17 protein-coding genes and 1 tRNA gene are annotated in these 17,383 nt (G+C 66.6%); 7 read left to right on the forward strand and 11 right to left on the reverse strand.

All coding sequences use genetic code 11. From position 1 onward, the window contains the following. Positions 1-335, forward strand: a 335-nt coding sequence (locus tag AC1D2O_RS32585; protein WP_478158541.1) for a hypothetical protein, incomplete at its 5' end; no start/stop codon positions are given. Positions 336-506: 171 nt separating this feature from the next. Here AC1D2O_RS32585 and queF read toward each other — a convergent pair. Genes queF through yaaA form a run of 4 tightly spaced genes read right to left on the reverse strand, consistent with a single transcriptional unit; the run spans position 507 to position 3,916 of the window. After that, complete coding sequence (gene queF, locus AC1D2O_RS32590; protein ID WP_478158542.1) at positions 507-1,364, reverse strand: NADPH-dependent 7-cyano-7-deazaguanine reductase QueF; 858 nt, start codon at positions 1,362-1,364, stop codon at positions 507-509. Next, positions 1,361-2,254 carry an alpha/beta fold hydrolase gene (locus tag AC1D2O_RS32595; RefSeq protein WP_478091693.1) on the reverse strand — a complete coding sequence of 298 codons (894 nt, stop codon included), beginning with the start codon at positions 2,252-2,254 and terminating at the stop codon, positions 1,361-1,363. Before AC1D2O_RS32595 ends, queF begins: the two co-directional genes overlap by 4 nt. A 10-nt stretch (positions 2,255-2,264) precedes the next feature. Further along, positions 2,265-3,110, reverse strand: coding sequence for a 2OG-Fe(II) oxygenase (locus AC1D2O_RS32600; protein WP_478158543.1), 846 nt, complete (start codon positions 3,108-3,110; stop codon positions 2,265-2,267). Continuing rightward, entirely contained in the window at positions 3,107-3,916 is an 810-nt protein-coding gene (yaaA, locus tag AC1D2O_RS32605) for a peroxide stress protein YaaA (RefSeq protein WP_478091691.1), read from the reverse strand. The genes AC1D2O_RS32600 and yaaA overlap by 4 nt, the downstream gene beginning before the upstream one ends. Positions 3,917-4,045: 129 nt before the next feature. Between yaaA and AC1D2O_RS32610 the strand changes: the two genes are divergently transcribed. Both AC1D2O_RS32610 and galU read left to right on the forward strand, forming a co-directional pair. Beyond that, positions 4,046-6,916: a valine--tRNA ligase gene (locus AC1D2O_RS32610; RefSeq protein ID WP_478091690.1), complete on the forward strand. Its 2,871-nt coding sequence runs from the start codon at positions 4,046-4,048 to the stop codon at positions 6,914-6,916. A gap of 91 nt (positions 6,917-7,007) precedes the next feature. Further along, a complete protein-coding gene (gene galU / locus AC1D2O_RS32615) occupies positions 7,008-7,898 on the forward strand; it encodes a UTP--glucose-1-phosphate uridylyltransferase GalU (RefSeq protein ID WP_478091689.1) in 891 nt (296 codons plus the stop codon). Here galU and AC1D2O_RS32620 read toward each other — a convergent pair. The 4 genes from AC1D2O_RS32620 to cysM all read right to left on the reverse strand — a co-directional run bounded on the left by AC1D2O_RS32620 (position 7,879) and on the right by cysM (position 10,844). After that, a complete protein-coding gene (locus AC1D2O_RS32620) occupies positions 7,879-8,988 on the reverse strand; it encodes an SGNH/GDSL hydrolase family protein (protein ID WP_478158544.1) in 1,110 nt (369 codons plus the stop codon). The genes galU and AC1D2O_RS32620 overlap by 20 nt on opposite strands. 12 nt (positions 8,989-9,000) lie before the next feature. Further along, positions 9,001-9,228 (reverse strand): sulfurtransferase TusA family protein, encoded by a 228-nt coding sequence (locus tag AC1D2O_RS32625; RefSeq protein ID WP_478093878.1) that lies wholly within the window; start codon positions 9,226-9,228, stop codon positions 9,001-9,003. Between the two features lie 26 nt (positions 9,229-9,254). Beyond that, positions 9,255-9,785 (reverse strand): NUDIX domain-containing protein, encoded by a 531-nt coding sequence (locus AC1D2O_RS32630; RefSeq protein ID WP_442285750.1) that lies wholly within the window; start codon positions 9,783-9,785, stop codon positions 9,255-9,257. Positions 9,786-9,941: 156 nt separating this feature from the next. Then, positions 9,942-10,844 (reverse strand): cysteine synthase CysM, encoded by a 903-nt coding sequence (gene cysM, locus AC1D2O_RS32635; RefSeq protein ID WP_478093876.1) that lies wholly within the window; start codon positions 10,842-10,844, stop codon positions 9,942-9,944. Positions 10,845-10,884: 40 nt separating this feature from the next. Here cysM and AC1D2O_RS32640 point away from each other — a divergent pair. Further along, positions 10,885-10,969, forward strand: a tRNA-Leu gene (locus AC1D2O_RS32640). Positions 10,970-11,081: 112 nt separating this feature from the next. On the opposite strand, the gene metC is transcribed toward AC1D2O_RS32640, so the two are convergent. After that, positions 11,082-12,299: a cystathionine beta-lyase gene (gene metC, locus AC1D2O_RS32645; RefSeq protein ID WP_478093882.1), complete on the reverse strand. Its 1,218-nt coding sequence runs from the start codon at positions 12,297-12,299 to the stop codon at positions 11,082-11,084. 137 nt (positions 12,300-12,436) lie between these two features. Here metC and AC1D2O_RS32650 point away from each other — a divergent pair, with 137 nt between their 5' ends. Next, complete coding sequence (locus tag AC1D2O_RS32650) at positions 12,437-12,895, forward strand: Lrp/AsnC family transcriptional regulator (protein WP_478158545.1); 459 nt, start codon at positions 12,437-12,439, stop codon at positions 12,893-12,895. Positions 12,896-12,997: 102 nt separating this feature from the next. Here the strand turns inward: AC1D2O_RS32650 and AC1D2O_RS32655 are convergent, their stop codons facing one another. Both AC1D2O_RS32655 and AC1D2O_RS32660 read right to left on the reverse strand, forming a co-directional pair. Next, entirely contained in the window at positions 12,998-14,254 is a 1,257-nt protein-coding gene (locus AC1D2O_RS32655) for a cation:proton antiporter (protein ID WP_478158546.1), read from the reverse strand. Positions 14,255-14,301: 47 nt separating this feature from the next. Beyond that, entirely contained in the window at positions 14,302-15,234 is a 933-nt protein-coding gene (locus AC1D2O_RS32660; protein ID WP_478158547.1) for an NAD-dependent epimerase/dehydratase family protein, read from the reverse strand. Positions 15,235-15,273: 39 nt separating this feature from the next. Here AC1D2O_RS32660 and AC1D2O_RS32665 point away from each other — a divergent pair, with 39 nt between their 5' ends. Further along, complete coding sequence (locus AC1D2O_RS32665) at positions 15,274-16,338, forward strand: CDP-6-deoxy-delta-3,4-glucoseen reductase (protein ID WP_478158548.1); 1,065 nt, start codon at positions 15,274-15,276, stop codon at positions 16,336-16,338. Between the two features lie 19 nt (positions 16,339-16,357). After that, a complete protein-coding gene (locus tag AC1D2O_RS32670; RefSeq protein WP_478158559.1) occupies positions 16,358-17,329 on the forward strand; it encodes a Bug family tripartite tricarboxylate transporter substrate binding protein in 972 nt (323 codons plus the stop codon). Positions 17,330-17,383: the final 54 nt, after the last annotated feature.

A 17,383-nucleotide genomic window follows, 5' to 3' on the forward strand; every position in this document is an offset into this window, starting at 1 on the left:
CTTCTTATCGGCTGTATATTTTTAACGATCCGTCAAAACAATCTCTTGTTTTGCTTGCTTCGCTGCGATCAGCGGAGCCTTCGATTATGACACGGTTTTTTAAGAACCGGCAAACTTTTTTCGCTTTCTTTCGTTTTCTACAACCACTTCACTTGGAAGCCGCTGCAGTCTGCGTTTTCTGCGGAGCCTTCGATTATGACACAGTTTTTTCAACTTCGTCAAACCCGAAGGTCTTTTTTCTTCCCGCCTCCCTTCGACTTCCGCAACACCCCTCAGGAGGAATGCCGCATCGCCTTCGTTCAGCGGAGCCTTCGATTATGACTCGTTTTTTCTAACTTCGTCAACCGTCTTCGGCTTTTTTTATCTGCCGCCTGTCTCGATGACCGCGTCTCCCGCAGGAGCCACAACCACCGAGTCACCTCAGCAGAGCCGTCGATTATGGCACGGCTTTCAGGGCTTTCCCTGAGCTCCTCCAACTTTTTTGCAGGACTTCCTGAGGGAGCTTGCTACTGCCGGGCCGTCCGTATGTTGGCTGGCAATGCCTGGGGCCAGCTGGTGCGGAAGGGGTTGATGTCCAGCCCACCGCGCCGCGTGTAGCGCGCATAGACCGCCAGCTGGGTCGGCTGGCAGCGCCGCCAGATGTCCGTGAAGATGCGCTCCGCGCAGGGCTCGTGGAATTCGTTGTGGTTGCGGAAGCTCACTATATATGCGAGCAGGCCCGCCTGGTCGATCGGGGGGCCGTTGTAGCGGATCTGCACGCTCCCCCAGTCGGGCTGGCCGGTCACCAGGCAATTGCTCTTGAGCAGCCGGCTGGTGAGCGTCTCGGTCACGGGCGGCTGCGTCAGGTCGCTGGTCAGCAGCTCGGGCGCCGGCTGGTACTGCGCGCATTCGATGTCGAGGCGGTCCAGATCGAGGCCGTCGAGCTCATGCACAGGCTCCTGGTCGAAGGCATCGGGTGCCAGCAGCTTCACGCCGATACCGGCCGAGCGATCGCTGCCGCGCCATACGGCCTCGCCCAGGTCGGTGCGCAAGCGCTCCCGGACCGCCTGCGCATCCGCGAATACGGTGCTGTTGAAGCTGTTCAGATAGAGCTTGAAGGACTTGCTCTCGATGATGTTGGGCGTCTCGCAGGGAATCGTGAAGTGGGCGATCGCCAGTTGCGGCTTGCCGCGCGCATTGAGCCAGCTCAATTCAAACGCGGTCCAGAGATCGGCGCCGAAGAAGGGCAGTTTGTCGCTCGCGATCCCCATGGCTTCGCGCTGCGTGGCGCGCGCGATCGGGAACAGCAGGCTGGCGTCGTACTGGTCGACATAGGCCGACACGCGGCCCAATTGCGACTGCTCCGGGGTGTTGTCTAGGCTCATGGGCGGCTCTTTGCGTTCTCAAGAAAAGGGAGGATGTGCTGCATGAGGATCTCGTTCACCGGTGGCGGCAGGTCGTGGCCCATGCCAGGAACCGCGACGAAGCGCGCGCCCGGAATGCGTTGCGCCGAGTCCCGGCCACAGGCGATCGGCACCAGCGGATCGGCTTCGCCATGCAGCACCAGTGCCGGACTGGCGATGCGCGGCAGCAGCTCGGCACGACCGCGGTCGGCGACGATCGCGAGCATCTGCCTCACCACGCCGGCCGGTCGGTAGGCGCGGTGCAGGGCGCGCCGGATCCGTTCGGCCACGACCTGGTCGTCCTGCGGATAGGCGGGGCTCTGGATCAGGCGCACCATGCCGAGGCTGTGCGCCACCAGCGCCGCCTCGGTGCGGCTCGGCGGTCGCCGCACCAAGGCCGCGGCGACGTCGGGGCGCGGGCCCGGCAACTTGCGGGCGCCGCTCGAGCTCATGATGCTCACCAGGCTGGCGGTGCGCTGCGGCGCGCTGGCTGCCAGCCGCTGGGCGATCATGCCGCCCATCGACGCGCCGATCACGTGGGCGCGCGCGATGCCGAGCGCGTCGAGCACGCCGAGCGAGTCATTGGCCATGTCCTGCAGGCTGTACGCCGAACGCACCGGCAAGCCGATGCGCCGGCGCACGCTCTGCCAGAGCAGGTTGCCGGCGCCCGCCTCGTCAAAGCCCTGGCTCAGGCCAATGTCGCGGTTGTCGTGGCGCACGACCCGGTAGCCGGCGTCGACCAGCGCCTGCACGAACTCGTCGGGCCAGCCAATCAGCTGCATGCCGAGCCCCATGACGAGCAGCGCCACCGGCCGACCTTCTCCGCCGCTGTCTTCGACTTCGATCTGGATGCCGTTGGCTGTGATCTTCATGGCTCGAGTGTCAGATGAATTCGCGTTCGCGCAGCCACTTGGTCGCGACCCACTTCTCGCCGCAGAGCACAGGCGCGCCGCCGTGCAGGGTGCGGGTGGCCGGGTCCGGCCGGTCGTAGCTGAAGAAGACGCCGGTGCCACGTTTGGGCGCGACCTCGAGACCGACGTCGGGGAAGGTGGTGGCGCCACCCTGCTCGGGCTCGTGCAAATACATCACGAGCGTGGCCACGCGCTGGCCGCCGCGCCGCAGGATGGTCGGCGTGCCGGGCTCGCCCGGGTCGAAATAGTCATAGTGCGGGCGGTACTGGGCACCCGGCGAATAGCGCAGGATCTGCAACCCCTCGCCGAATTCGACCGGCCATCGCAGCAGCGCCGCGATGCGCAGCTCGAGCCGCGCGACGATCGCGTTCTCGCCCCGTTCGAAGAACATGCCGTCGCTGGTTCGATCGACATTGAGGGCTTCACCGCCGGTCTGCGTCTCGACCGTGAGCGACCGCGCGAGGCGCTGGCGCGCCGCGGCGATCAGGCTCTCGCATTCATCGTCGGAAAGCAGGTCGCCGAAGACGATCACCCGGGGCAGCCGCATCGTCTGGAGCACCTGGACGCGGCGATCGCCGGCGTCGACATAGAGCGGAGAGACCGACAGGTCGGGGCCGGGCATGCGGGTGGGCGGAGGCTCGACTGCGCCGCCCCCCGCGACTTGCATCTCGATGCCCTGCAGGGCGACATCGGCTGCGTCGTCGTGCCATCCCGCAGCCCGCATCGAGGCGCGCAAGCTCAGCACCGAATGACCGGCCGCGAGCTGGGCCGCGACCCACTCGAGCAATTCGGGGCTGACCGCCTGGCCCGATTTCATGGGGATTTCCTCCGGAACACCATCCGATCCGGCTTCGAAGCGACGGCGTCGAAGCCATAGCCCTCGAGGTCGAATTTTTCCAGCGCTCCGGGCGTGGCCGCCTTGTGCAGCACGGCCCAGCGCGCCATCAGGCCACGGGCCCGCTTGGCGAAGAAGCTGATGATCTTGTAGCGTCCCGGATCGCCCTTGGCGCCGCTGCCTGCCTTCCACTCCTCGAACACGCATTCGACCACGCGGGCCTTGAGAACGTCCTTGTCGACCGACTTGAAGTATTCCTGGGAAGCCAGGTTGATGACCACCGGCGTGCGGTCGGCCGCCAGCCGTTCGTTGAGATGCGGCGCAATGCGCGGGCCCCAGAACGCGTAAAGGTCCTTGCCCTGGCGGTTGGCGAGCTGCGTTCCCATCTCGAGCCGGTAGGGCTGCAGCAGGTCGAGCGGGCGCAGCACGCCGTAGAGCCCGCTCAGAATGCAGATGTGCTCCTGCGCCCAGGCGAGCTGTTTCTCGCTGAGGGACCTGGCATCGAGGCCGCCGTAGACGTCGCCGTCGAAGGCCAGCGCAGCCTGCTTCGCATTCTTCGCGCTGCCCTTGGAGGCCCACGCCGCGTAACGTGCGACGTTGAGCGCCGACAGTTTGTCCGACAGGTGCATGAGCTCGGCGATCTGTTGCGGCGATTTCTCGCGCAGGATCCCGATGAGTTCGGCCGCGGGACTCCTCGGCCCTTCGAATCGGGCTTGCGTGGCGGGCACCGCATCGGGCACCGGTGTCTCGTAGTCGAGCGATTTGGCGGGGGAAAGCAGGAACAGCATCGCCGAATTATCGGCCGCCCGGGCAAAGGTCCGCGGCGAGCGCACAGCGCGCGCGCAGTCGAATAAAATCCCCCCACCTTCACCCCCACGAGCGGCATCCTGCGGGATGCCGCTCGTCTTTGCAACGCCATGAGCGACACCCTGCCCCAACCCGGCCTCGAGAGCCTTTCCAAATCCTTCGAACCCGTTGCCATCGAGGCGCACTGGGGGCCCGAATGGGAGCGGCGCGGCTATGCGGCCGCCGGTTTCCGCGGCACGCAGAAAGCCAAGGAAGGCGCCGCCTCGTTCGCGATCCAGCTGCCGCCGCCGAACGTCACCGGCACGCTGCACATGGGCCATGCGTTCAACCAGACCATCATGGACAGCCTGGCGCGCTATCACCGCATGGCGGGCGACAACACGCTGTGGGTGCCGGGCACCGACCACGCAGGCATCGCGACCCAGATCGTCGTCGAGCGCCAGCTGCAGGAGCAGAAGATCAGCCGCCACGACCTGGGACGCAAGAACTTCGTGGCCCGGGTCTGGGAATGGAAGCAGCAGTCGGGCAACACCATCACCAACCAGATGCGCCGCATGGGCGACACGGTGGACTGGAGCCGCGAGTACTTCACGATGGACGAGAACCTGTCCAAGGTCGTGACCCAGACCTTCGTGCAACTGTATGAGGAAGGGCTGATCTACCGCGGCAAGCGGCTCGTGAACTGGGACCCGGTGCTCAAGACTGCGGTCAGCGACCTCGAAGTCGAGAACGAGGAGGAGGACGGCTTCCTCTGGCACATCGCCTATCCGCTGGAAGACGGCTCGGGCACGCTCACGGTCGCGACCACGCGGCCCGAGACCATGCTGGGCGACACCGCCGTCATGGTCCACCCCGAGGACGAGCGCTACAAGCACCTGATCGGCCAGCACGTGAAGCTGCCGCTGGTCGACCGGCTGATCCCGGTGATTGCCGACGACTACGTCGACCGCGAGTTCGGCACCGGCGTGGTCAAGGTGACGCCGGCGCACGACCCGAACGACTATGCCGTGGGCCTGCGCCACGACCTGCCGCGCATCGGCGTACTGACGCTGGACGCCACGATCAACGACAACGCGCCCGAGAAGTACCGCGGGCTCGATCGCTTCGTGGCGCGCAAGGCGGTGGTGGCCGATCTTGGAGCGCTGGGCCTCCTGGTCGAAACCAAGAAGCACAAGCTGATGGTGCCGCGCTGCGCCCGCACCGGCGCCGTGGTCGAGCCGATGCTGACCGACCAGTGGTTCGTCGCCATGACCAAGCCCGATGCCAGCGGCCAGTCGATCGCCCAGAAGGCGATCGACGCGGTGCGCTCGGACGAGGTGAGCTTCGTGCCCGAGAACTGGGTCAACACCTACAACCACTGGATGGAGAACATCCAGGACTGGACCATCTCGCGCCAGCTCTGGTGGGGTCACCAGATCCCGGCCTGGTACGACGCCGACGGCAAGGTCTACGTGGCGCGCAGCGAAGAGGAAGCGCAGGCCCAGGCGCCCGGCAAGACGCTGGTGCGCGACGAGGACGTGCTCGACACCTGGTATTCGTCGGCCCTGATCCCCTTCTCGTCGCTGGGCTGGCCCGAGAAGACGCAGGACCTCGATCTCTACCTGCCCTCGAGCGTGCTGGTCACCGGCTACGACATCATCTTCTTCTGGGTCGCCCGGATGATCATGATGACCAAGCACTTCACCGGCCGCGTGCCGTTCAAGCACGTCTACATCCACGGCCTGGTGCGCGATTCGCACGGCAAGAAGATGAGCAAGTCGGAAGGCAATGTGCTCGACCCGGTCGACCTGATCGACGGCATCGCGCTGCCCGAACTGCTCGACAAGCGCACGCAGGGCCTGCGCAAGCCCGAGACGGCGCCGGCCGTGCGCAAGAACACGCAGAAGGAATTCCCGGACGGCATCCCGGCCTTCGGCGCCGACGCGCTGCGCTTCACCTTCGCCTCGCTGGCATCGCTGGGCCGCAGCATCAACTTCGACGCCAAGCGCTGCGAGGGCTACCGCAACTTCTGCAACAAGCTCTGGAATGCCACCCGCTTCGTGCTGATGAACTGCGAAGGCCAGGACTGCGGCTTGAGGGAGCACACCAAGGAAGAATGCGCGGTCGGCGGCCCGGCGCACGGCTACCTGAAGTTCAGCCAGGCCGATCGCTGGATCAGCTCGAAGCTGCAGCGCGTCGAGGCCGAGGTGACCAAGGGCTTCGAGGAGTACCGGCTCGACAACGTCGCCAATGCGATCTACCAGTTCGCCTGGGACGAGTTCTGCGACTGGTACCTGGAGATCGCCAAGGTCCAGATCCAGCAGGGCGACGACGCGCACAAGCGCGCCACGCGCCGCACGCTGATCCGCACGCTGGAGACCCTGCTGCGCCTGGCGCACCCGGTGATCCCCTTCATCACCGAGGAACTCTGGCAGAAGGTGGCGCCGGTCGCCGGCCGCGAGGGCGAGTCGGTGATGATCGCCGCCTACCCGAAGAGCCAGCCCGAGAAGATCGACGAGGCGGCCGAGGCCCACGTGGCCCGGCTCAAGTCGCTGGTCGACGCCTGCCGCACGCTGCGCGGCGAAATGAACGTCTCGCCCGCCACCCGCATGCCGCTCTACGCGGTCGCGGACGACGCCGCGAGCGGCGCCTTCCTGCGCGACGCGGCGCCCGTGCTCCAGGCCTTGGCCAAGCTCAAGGAAGTGAAGGTGTTCGACGACGCGGCGGCCTGGTCGGCCGCGGCCGAGGCAGCACCGGTGGCAGTGGTCGGCGACGTGCGCATCTGCCTGCACATGGAAATCGACAAGGCCGCGGAAAAGATCCGGATCGGCAAGGAGCTTGCGCGCATCGAGGGCGAAATCGTCAAGGTGAATGCCAAACTCGGCAACGAGGCCTTCGTCGCCAAGGCGCCTCCCGCTGTGATCGAGCAGGAGCGCAAACGGCTCGCGGACTTCAGTGCCACGCTCGATCGGCTGCGCGACCAGCTTGTGCGCCTCGGCTGACAGACGGGTGGCTGCAACGGCCTTTAGTATTCGGGTCGGCGCCTCGCGGCGCCGGCCATCCCCTTTCTTCCCCCTGATCTGACGAAAGCCCATGTCCCACACCTCGACGCGCATTCGCAAGGCCGTGTTTCCCGTAGCAGGCTTTGGCACCCGATTCCTGCCGGCCACCAAGGCGCAGCCCAAAGAAATGCTGCCCGTGGTGGACAAGCCCCTGATCCAGTACGCGGTCGAAGAAGCCTATGCCGCGGGCATCCGCGACATGATCTTCGTCACCGGGCGCAACAAGCGTGCGATCGAGGATCACTACGACACCGCCTACGAGCTCGAATCGCAGCTCGAGGCCAGCGGCAAGACGGAATTGCTCAACATCGCACGCTCGGTGATGCCCGACGACATGACCTGCTCCTATGTGCGCCAGCCGCGCATGCTGGGCCTGGGCCACGCCGTGCTATGCGCCGAGCACCTGGTGGGCAACGAACCCTTCGCGGTGCTGCTGGCCGATGACCTGATGGTCGGCCCGGCCGACGGCGAGCCGGTGCTGGCGCAAATGACGCGGGTCTTCGGCCAACTGGGCGGCTCCCTGCTGGCCGTGCAGGAAGTGCCCCTGGAACACGTCAGGCGCTACGGCGTCGTCGCCGGCGAGACGATCGACAACGGCCTGGTCAAGATCAGTCGCATGGTCGAGAAGCCGAAGCCCGAGGACGCGCCTTCGCGCCTGGGCGTTGCCGGCCGCTACATCCTCACGCCGGGCGTGTTCGCCGAGATTCGCAACCAGCCGAAGGGCGCGGGCGGCGAGATCCAGCTGACCGACGGCATCGCCGCGCTGCTCAAGAAGGAATCGGTGTACGCCTATGCCTACAAGGGCACGCGCTACGACTGCGGCAGCAAGGAAGGATTCCTGCAGGCGACGGTCGAACTGGCCCTGGCGCACCCCGAAGTGGGCGGAGCGTTCCGCGACTACCTCAAGAGCCTGGCGCTTTAGGCGGACTGGTCAACGGCTCCAGGAAGCGGACGACCTCCGCGTCGCTGATCGGGGTCAGTTTCAGGTCGAACGCCTCGTTCAGACGTGCGACCAGGGCCTGCGCCCACAGGGTATTCGACACGATGCCTGCGTGGGCGTCCGCGAGCATGGCATGGTGCGCTTCATTCCCCGACGTGTTGGTCACGCGCAGACTTGGCCCGATCACCACCGTCTTGTAGTCGGGTTTTCCTGAGTCGTCGCGCGCACCCCAGTTCGCCTTGAACCATTCGAGGTCGTCGAAATATGCGACCTCCGGCGCGTCGGCCGCCAGGCGGCGGACCGCCGCGTTGAACCCGTCGAGCGCAGCGTTGATGTTCGCGCTTTCGGCCGCCGACTGGAATCGGTCGGCATAGGCTGGATCGTCGGCCTCATTCACGAGCCCGACCAGCAGGATGCGCGTCAACGGATGCGACGCATGAATCAGCGCCACGGTCCGACCGATCTCCTCGGCACAGTAGGCCGCCGTTGCACGCACCTCGGGCGCCGCCGGATCGCGCGCCTGGAGATCGAGCTGCCCTATCCAGTCGCCGAGCCCCATCCGGACCACCACCACGCCGTGCCTCCAGCGCTCCGGCTCCTGATCCATCAACTCGACCAGGCGCCTGGCCTGTCGCTGGCGGCCGGTCAGAAGATCGGCGCAGACTGAGCCTGAGTACGCGAAGTTGTAGAGATAGTCTTCCTTCCTCGGCCACCGGCCACGCTCCAGGCCCAGCCATTCGCGCAACTTCGCCACCGTGGAATGCCGCCCCCAGACACCCCATGGCCCCTGGTCCAGCTCCTGCATGCGCAAGCGCCCCAGCACCTCGGTCCACTGGAATGTGCTCGGGCGCAACTCACCGCCTCGCTCGGGGGAAGAGGCAGGAAAGCCAACGCGATCCTGGTAGGCGTGGCTGTTGGAATCGCCGAGGACCGCGAGGGGGACGGCGCCAGCAGATGCAGCGGTGCTGTCGACGTTCAAAGCCACACCATCGCTCCACTCCATCAAGGCCCACGCGGCGGCCAGTCCCACCAACGCAACCGCCACGACGGCGATGCGAAATCCCGGCTTCATGGCGACTGCGCTTCAGCGGCGGCGCAGCACGTGGATGAAATCGCTGCCGACCGTCTGCTGGTCGACCAGGTCGTTGCCCGTCTGGCGGGCGAACGCCTGGAAATCGCGCACCGAGCCCGGATCCGTGGACACCACCTGCAGCAACTCGCCGCTTTGCATTTCGTTGAGCGACTTCTTGGCCTTCAGGATGGGCAAGGGGCAATTGAGGCCGCGGGTGTCGAGCTCTTTGTGGATGTGCATGGCCGTTCCTTGAAACTGCGACGATTTTAGGAGGCTGGCCTCGGCCACTCGATGAATTCGGGCTCATGCCCCCGCGTACGCAGCCAGTCGGCGAGCGCGTAGCCGGTACCTGCGGGCCAGCATCTGAGCGCGGGCAGGTCGTAGAGACGATAGTCCACCAGCTCGGGCGAGAGCCGGACCTCGCCATCGGCGACCGCGTGATAGGCGATGATGACCTGGTTCATGCGCTTGAAGTCATAGGCCCCGACCAGATTCAGCTCGCTCGCGTCGAGGTTGGTCTCTTCCTTGATCTCGCGCGCGATGCCCTCTTGCGGCGTCTCGCCGGCCTCCATGAAACCGGTGATCAGCGCATACATCTTGTGCGGCCAGGCCGCATTGCGTGCCAGCAGCACCTGCCCGCGGTACTCGATGATGGCGGCCAGCACCGGCGTCGGGTTGTTCCAGTGCGTCCAGCCGCATGCCGGACAACGCAGGCGCGACTTCGGGCCTCCATCCTCGGCGAGTTCGATGTGGGCCAGCGGCGTGGCGCAGTCGGGACAGAACTTGGGTTCGGGCATGTTTCCTCTCAGGTTTCCATCACACAATCGCGCGGCGCGCAGCCCCCCGAAACCGGCACGCCCAAAACCAGGGATACCGGGGAACCGGCTTCGCCGGGCCGCCGGTATCGCCCCCTCGAGGGGGCGGCGCCGCAGGCGCTGCGGGGGTGATTCATATCAAGCCGGAAAGACGCCGGTCGACAGGTAGCGGTCGCCACGGTCGCACACGACGAAGACGATGGTCGCGTTCTCGACCGTCCTGGCGATCTCGAGGGCCACCCACAGCGCGCCGGCGGCCGAGATGCCGCCGAAGATGCCCTCCTCGCGGGCCAGCCGGCGGCACATCTCCTCGGCGTTGTCCTGGCTCACGTTGACCACCTGGTCGACCCGGCTCGGGTCGTAGATCTTGGGCAGGTATTCCTGCGGCCACTTGCGGATGCCCGGGATGCGCGAACCTTCGTCGGGCTGCGCACCGACGATGCGCACCGCCGGATTCTTTTCCTTCAGGAACTGCGAGACGCCGGTGATGGTGCCGGTGGTGCCCATCGCGCTCACGAAGTGGGTGATGCGTCCGCCCGTGTCGGTCCAGATCTCGGGGCCGGTGGTCTCGTAGTGGATGCGTGGATTGTCCGGATTGGCGAACTGGTCGAGCACCCGCCCCTTGCCCTGCTGCACCATCTGCTCGGCCAGGTCGCGCGCGTACTCCATGCCGCCGCTCTTCGGGGTCAGCATCAATTCGGCGCCGAAGGCCTTCATGGTCTGGGCCCGCTCGACCGACAGGTCCTCCGGCATGATCAGCACCATGCGGTAGCCCTTGATGGCCGCGGCCATCGCGAGGGCGATGCCGGTGTTGCCGGAGGTCGCTTCGATCAGGGTGTCGCCGGGCTTGATCTCGCCGCGCTCCTCGGCGCGCTTGATCATCGACAGGGCGGGCCGGTCCTTGACCGAACCGGCGGGATTGTTGCCTTCGAGCTTGCCAAGGATCACATTGCCGCGCTGCGCGTTGGCTGCCGCATCGATGCGCTGCAGCGCGACCAGTGGCGTCTTCCCAATCGCGTCTTCAATCGTCGGATATTGCATGGGCCCACTGTGCCATAATTTTGGGCTTCCTTCCTCCCGTGCCCGGGTGGTGAAATTGGTAGACGCAGGGGACTCAAAATCCCCCGCCGCAAGGCGTGCCGGTTCGATTCCGGCCCCGGGCACCATCGCTTGCCAGCGAAGCAATGCTTCGCGTGATGCCCTCAACCCGAGGCGGCAAGCCAGGCAGCGACGGGCCGCCATGCACATGCATATGCACATGCAGGACGCGCACCATACTCAGCAGGCCGGCTCAAGGTGCACCACGGCAGCCGGCTGGGTGGAGATCGTTGCCGTCGCAGCCGCCAGAGCCTGGGTCAAGTCGGCGGTCAAGTCGTCAACGTCTTCGAGCCCGGCATGGATGCGGACCAGTGGCCCCTGCAAATGCCAGGGACGGGCATTCCGGCGGGGACGATCCATCGGAAGCGCCAGGCTTTCATAGCCCCCCCACGACAGACCGATACCGAACAGCTGCAAAGCGTCGAAGAAGGCAGCCAGGGCAGTGCGATCCATGGGACGCAGCGCAATGGAGAACAGGCCGCTGGCGCCGGTGAAATCGCGCTTCCACAAGGCATGGCCCGGGTCGCTCGGCAAGGCCGGGTGCATGACCTGCTCCACCAGCGGATGCTGGGCCAGAAACTGTGCCAGCCGCAGGCCCGTGGCCCCGTGTTGCTGCATGCGCAGGGCCAAGGTGCGAAAGCCGCGCAGCGCCAGGAAGATGTCATCCGGCCCGATGGTCTGGCCGAAGTCCTGCACCCCCCTTTGCAGCAGGGGCCAGGCGCGCTCGTTCGCAGTGGCCACACCCAGGATCGCATCCGAATGGCCCACCATGTACTTGGTGCCGGCCTGCACGGACACGTCCACGCCATGCGCGAAGGGCTTGAAGAACAGCGGCGTGGCCCAGGTGTTGTCCATGACCACATAGGCCCCGACCTTGTGCGCCTGGGCAGCGATGGCGGGTATGTCCTGCATCTCGAAGGTGCCAGAACCGGGCGCCTCGACAAACACGACTCGCGTGCTGGGGCGCAGCAGGTCGGCGATGCCCGCACCGATCAGGGGATCGTAGAACTCGGCGGTGACGCCGAAGCGGCTCAGCACCTTCTCGGCAAAGGCGCGCGTGGGCCCGTAGACACTGTCGCACACCAGCACGTGGTCGCCGGTGCGCACCAGCGCCAGGATGGCGTGGGTGCACGCAGCCAGCCCCGACGGCAGCACGATGGAGCGGTAGCCTCCTTCCGCGTGCGCGACCAGTTCTTCGAGCGCCGCCGTGGTCGGCGTGCCGAAGCGGCCGTAGGAAGCGTAGGCGTTCTCCGGAGTCTTGCGGCTCTCCCATTCCTGCAAGGTCGAAGAGACGATGGTCGAGCCCCGATAGACCGGCGTATTGACCATGCCGTAGTGCAAGGAGGGCCGGCGGGCCCTGTGGGCCAGAAGGGTGGACGGTTGAAGCGCGTGAGGCATGGGCCAGCAAGGAAGCGTTGAGTTGCTGTCCAGTGTAGAAAAGACGACCCGAAAAAAGCATACAATTTTTCCAAGAAATCGGGATCCATGGAGAATGATCAAACCCCTAAACGTTAAATTATGAGAAAAGTTTTCCCATGGATCGCATTGACAAGTTGATTCTGGAACACCTGCAGCGGGATGCCACCATCTCCCTGCAGCAGCTCAGCGAGGCGGTGCACCTCTCCACCACGCCATGCTGGCGGCGCGTGCAACGGCTCGAGCGGGAGGGCTACATCCTGCGCAAGGTCACCTTGCTTTCCCCACAGAAGCTCAATGTCGGGGTGACCGTTTTCGTCTCCATTCGCACCACGCAGCACGATGACCGATGGATGCAGAAGCTCTGCAAGGTCGTGGCCGGCATCCCGGAGATCGTCGAGTTCTACCGCATGAGCGGCGACATCGACTACCTGTTGCGCGTCGTGGTGCCCGACGTCAGCGGCTACGACGCGGTGTACAAGCGGCTGGTGGGCGCCATCGAACTTTCAGGCGTCTCATCCAGCTTCGCCATGGAGCAGATCAAGTGCACGACCGCCCTGCCGCTGGACTACATCTAGGCTCAGCGCAGTTGGCACCGAAGCAGGCCGAGTTCGCACGCCTTCGGCGAGCTCCGGAGCAAGCACAGGATCGAGCGTGACCCGGCCTGGCGGCGGGAGGCATCAGGCCGGCGCCTCGATGCGCGCGCCCGCGCTGCGATCGCGCGTCACCCAGTTGAAGAGCGGCGTCGCCATCAGCGTCGTGAAGATCGCCATCAGCACCAGGATCGAAAACAGGCCCGGCAGGATCACGCCGGCCTGCAGGCCGATGTTGATGATGATGAGCTCCATCAGGCCGCGCGCATTCATCAGCGACCCGATCGCGAGCGCATCGCGCTGGTTCTCGCCGGCCAACCGGGCCGCGGCCCAGCAGGCGATGCCCTTGCCGCAGAACGAGGCTGCCAGGATGGCCATGGCGCCGAGCAGGATGCCGGGCTCGAACAGCACCGCCAGCCGGGTGTTGAGGCCCGAATAGGTGAAGAACATCGGCAGCAGGAAGATGACGACGAAGGGCTGGAGCTGCTCGCGCAGCTTCTCGGTCAGGACGCCGCGCGGCAGCACCGCGCCGAGCAGGAAGCCGCCGAAGACCGCATGGATGCCGATCGCATCCATCGCGAAGGCGCTCAGGCAGAACAGCACCAGCACGACCGCCAGCAGCGAGCTGCTCAGGGGCGCGTCCGGCCGGACGTGCCGCGCCAGCCGCTTGAGCAGCCGGGAACCGATGAACACCATGAAGAGCGCGTAGCCCACCCCGCCACCGATCGCCGCATAGGCACCGCCCCACGAGCCGCCGAAGCTCGCCAGCACGACCGCCAGGATGCACCAGGCGGCCGCATCGTCGACCGCGCCCGCCGTCAATGCCAGTGTGCCGAGCGAGGTGCCCGCGAGACCGCGCTCATGGATGATGCGCGCCAGCATCGGAAAGGCGGTGATGGCGATGGCCGCCCCGAGGAACAGCGCCGCCTCCAGCGGCTTGGCGCGGGCCGAGAACAGGCCCGGAATCTCGTGCAGCCATGGCGTCAGCGCAAAGGCGAGCACGAACGGCACCAGGATGCCGGCTGCGGACACCGAGGCGGCGCTTCGAAAACGGCTCTTGAAATGGTCGGCGCGGAATTCGGTGCCGACCAGGAACATGTACAAGCCCACCCCGAGCTGGCCCCCGACGTAGAGCATGCCCAGCGTCTCCTTGGGAAACAGGGCGCGCTGCAACTCGGGCAGGAAAAGTCCGAACAGCGAAGGGCCGAGCATCACGCCGGCGATCATCTCGCCCACGACCTGGGGCTGTCCGATCCGGCGCGCCAGGCGGCCGACGAGTTGACAGACCGCGATGATGAGCGCGACCTGCAGGAAGAAATAGACGGAGAGCTGGGTAACTGGCATGCGCCGATTTTGCCGGCCCGCGTTTCGCGCAACGGCTGCCGGATATTTCAGCCGCCCGATCGCAGCCCCGCGGCCACCGTCGGATAGCGCAGCCGCACGCGCAGCTCGCGCTTCAATCGCGTGTTGTCGAGCCGCCGCGATTCGCCCATGAAGCTCAGGAGCGACAAGGGCAGTTGCGCCTGCGCCTCGTGGCGCGCGATGCGCGGCGGCAGCGGCAGGCCGTACAGCCTGGCCGCGAGCTCGATGTAGTCGCCCATCTTGATCTCGCTGTCGTCGCTGGCGTGGAACACGCGCTGCGAGCCGCCGCGCCACAGCGCCGCCACGCAGGCGCGGGCCAGGTCGTCGGCGTGAATGTGGTTGGTATAGACATCGTCCTCGGCGCGCAGCACCGGCGTGCCCCGGCGCAAGCGCTCGCGCGGCGTGCCACCCTCGCGGTCGGGCGCATAGATGCCGGGAATGCGCAGGATGCGCGTGGCGACCCCGGCACGTCCGAGCCAACGCACCGTGCGCTCGGCATCGACGCGGCGGTGCGCGCGCGGCGTATCGGGCCGCACCGCACGCGTCTCTGCGATCAGGGCGCCGCCGCAATCGCCGTAGACCCCGCTGGTCGAGCCGTAGACGAGGGCCGAGGGCAGCGAGCGCAGCCGCAAGGCACGCGCCAGCGCCAGGCTGCGCGCATCGCGCCACCATCGTGCGCCCTCCTCCACGCGGGCCGGCGGGGCCAGATGGAGCACCCGGGTAGCGAGGCCTGAAAGCCGCCGCAGCGACGCCGGCCGGTCCAGATCCGCGACGATCGGCGTGATGCCGGCCTGCCGCAGCAGGGGCACCCGGGCGAGCGAAGAGGTCAGCGCGATCAGCTGCACGCGGCCCCGCAGCAGCCGGGCCGCCCGCAGCCCGACGTCGCCGCAACCGACCACGAGCACGCGTTCGCGCCGGAAGCGCGAGGGCCTCGCACCGAGGGGGCTGTTGATTGAGGGCAAAATCCGTTCTCCCTTTTGAGCAGAGAACGAAGAATACCCATGACCAGCGCAGCGCCGAGCGAAGCGGGCTTTCAGATCACGATCGAACCGAGCGGGCGCCATTTCGTCGCCCTGGCCGACGAAACCATCCTCGCCGCCGGCATCCGCCAGGGCATTGGCCTTCCCTATGGCTGCAAGGACGGCGCCTGCGGCTCCTGCAAGTGCAAGAAGCTGTCGGGCAAGGTCACCCTGGGCCCACATCAGAGCAAGGCGCTCAGCGCCGAGGAGCAGCTGGCCGGCTACGTGCTGACCTGCTGCGCGCGGGCGGAAGGCGACGTGGTGCTCGAATCGCGCCAGGTCACCGAGGCCGGCGCCTTCCCGATCCGCAAGATGCCGGTGCGGGTGCTGGCGCTCGCGAAACAGTCGCACGACGTGGTCCTGCTGCGCCTGCAGCTGCCCGCCGGGGAGCCACTGCAGTTCCATGCCGGACAGTACGTGGAGTTCATCCTGCGCGACGGCACACGGCGCAGCTACTCGATGGCCAATGCGCCGCACACGCTGCAGCAGGCAGGCACCGGGCTCGAGCTGCACATCCGGCACCTGCCGGGCGGCAAGTTCACCGACCACGTCTTCGGCGACATGAAGGAGAAGGAAATCCTGCGCATCGAGGGCCCCTACGGCAGCTTCTTCCTGCGCGAGGATTCCGACAAACCGCTGGTGCTGCTGGCGTCGGGCACCGGCTTCGCGCCGATCAAGGCGCTGCTGGAGCACATGAAATTCAAGGGCATCGAACGTCCGGCGACCCTGTACTGGGGCGGCCGGCGGCCGGAGGATCTGTACATGGACGACTGGGTGCGCACGCAACTGCAGCAGATGCCCAACCTGCGCTACGTGCCCGTGGTCTCCAACGCGGTGCCCGAGGACGACTGGCGCGGCCGAACCGGATTCGTGCACTGCGCAGTCCTGGAGGACTTCGACGACCTGTCGGGCTACCAGGTCTATGCCTGCGGCGCGCCGGTGGTGGTCGATGCCGCGAAGCACGACTATGTCGCGCAGCGCGGCCTGCCGGAAGACGAGTTCTACGCCGACGCCTTCACCACCGAGGCCGACAAGGCCCTGCCCTGAGACACACGCGATGGAATCCATGAAAGCCAGACACTTCCTGCTGACCCTCCTGTCGGCCGCCACCCTGCTGGCCACCGGCCAGGCGAGCGCCCAACAGCGGCCGATCCGGCTGATCGTGCCCTATGCCGCGGGAGGGCCGATCGACGTCACGGCGCGGGTGCTGGCCGAGCGCGTCAAGGACTCGCTGGGCACGGTCATCATCGACAACAAGCCCGGCGCCGGCGGCAACATCGGTGCCGACGCGGTGGCCAAGGCCGCTCCCGACGGCCTGACCATCGGCATCGCGGCCACCGCCACTAACGCGGTCAATCCCTGGCTCTACGCCAGGATGCCCTTCAACGCCGCCACCGACTTCGCTCCGGTGACGCAGATGGTGCGGGTGCCCAACGTGCTGGTCATGAATGCCGAGACCGCGCAGCGCCTGAAGATCAACACGCTGGCCGACCTGATCGCCTACGCCAAGGCCAATCCGGCCAAGCTCAACTACGGCAGCGGCGGCAACGGCAGCGCCGGCCACCTGGCGGGCGAATTGTTCAAGAAGGAAGCGGGCATCTTCGCGGTGCACATTCCCTACAACGGCGGCAACCCGGCGCAGCTTGCGCTGCTGTCGGGTCAGGTCGACTTCAACTTCGACAACCTGGCGACCGCAGCGCCGAACATCCGCTCCGGCAAACTGAAGGCGATCGCGGTCACGACCGCGCAGCGCAGCAGCGCGCTGCCGGAGGTACCGACGGTGGCCGCCACGCTGAAGGGCTTCTCGATCGACACCTGGTGGGGCCTGGTGGCACCGGCCGGCACGCCGCCCGAGGTGGTCGCCAAGCTCAACCACGCCTTCGTCGCCGCGCTCGAATCGCCGGAGACCAAGACCCGCTTCGCATCACTGCTGGCCGAACCGGTGGCCAGCACGCCCGATCAGTTCGGCGCCTTCATGAAGAGCGAACTGGCCAAGTACGAAAAGGTCGTCAAGGCCACCGGCGCAAAGGTCGACTGATCAGCCGCCCGCGGCCGGCGCAGCCAGGCCCGTTGGTGAAACACCGTGGAACCG

The sequence above is a fragment of the Variovorax sp. P1_G12 genome, from assembly GCF_056405555.1.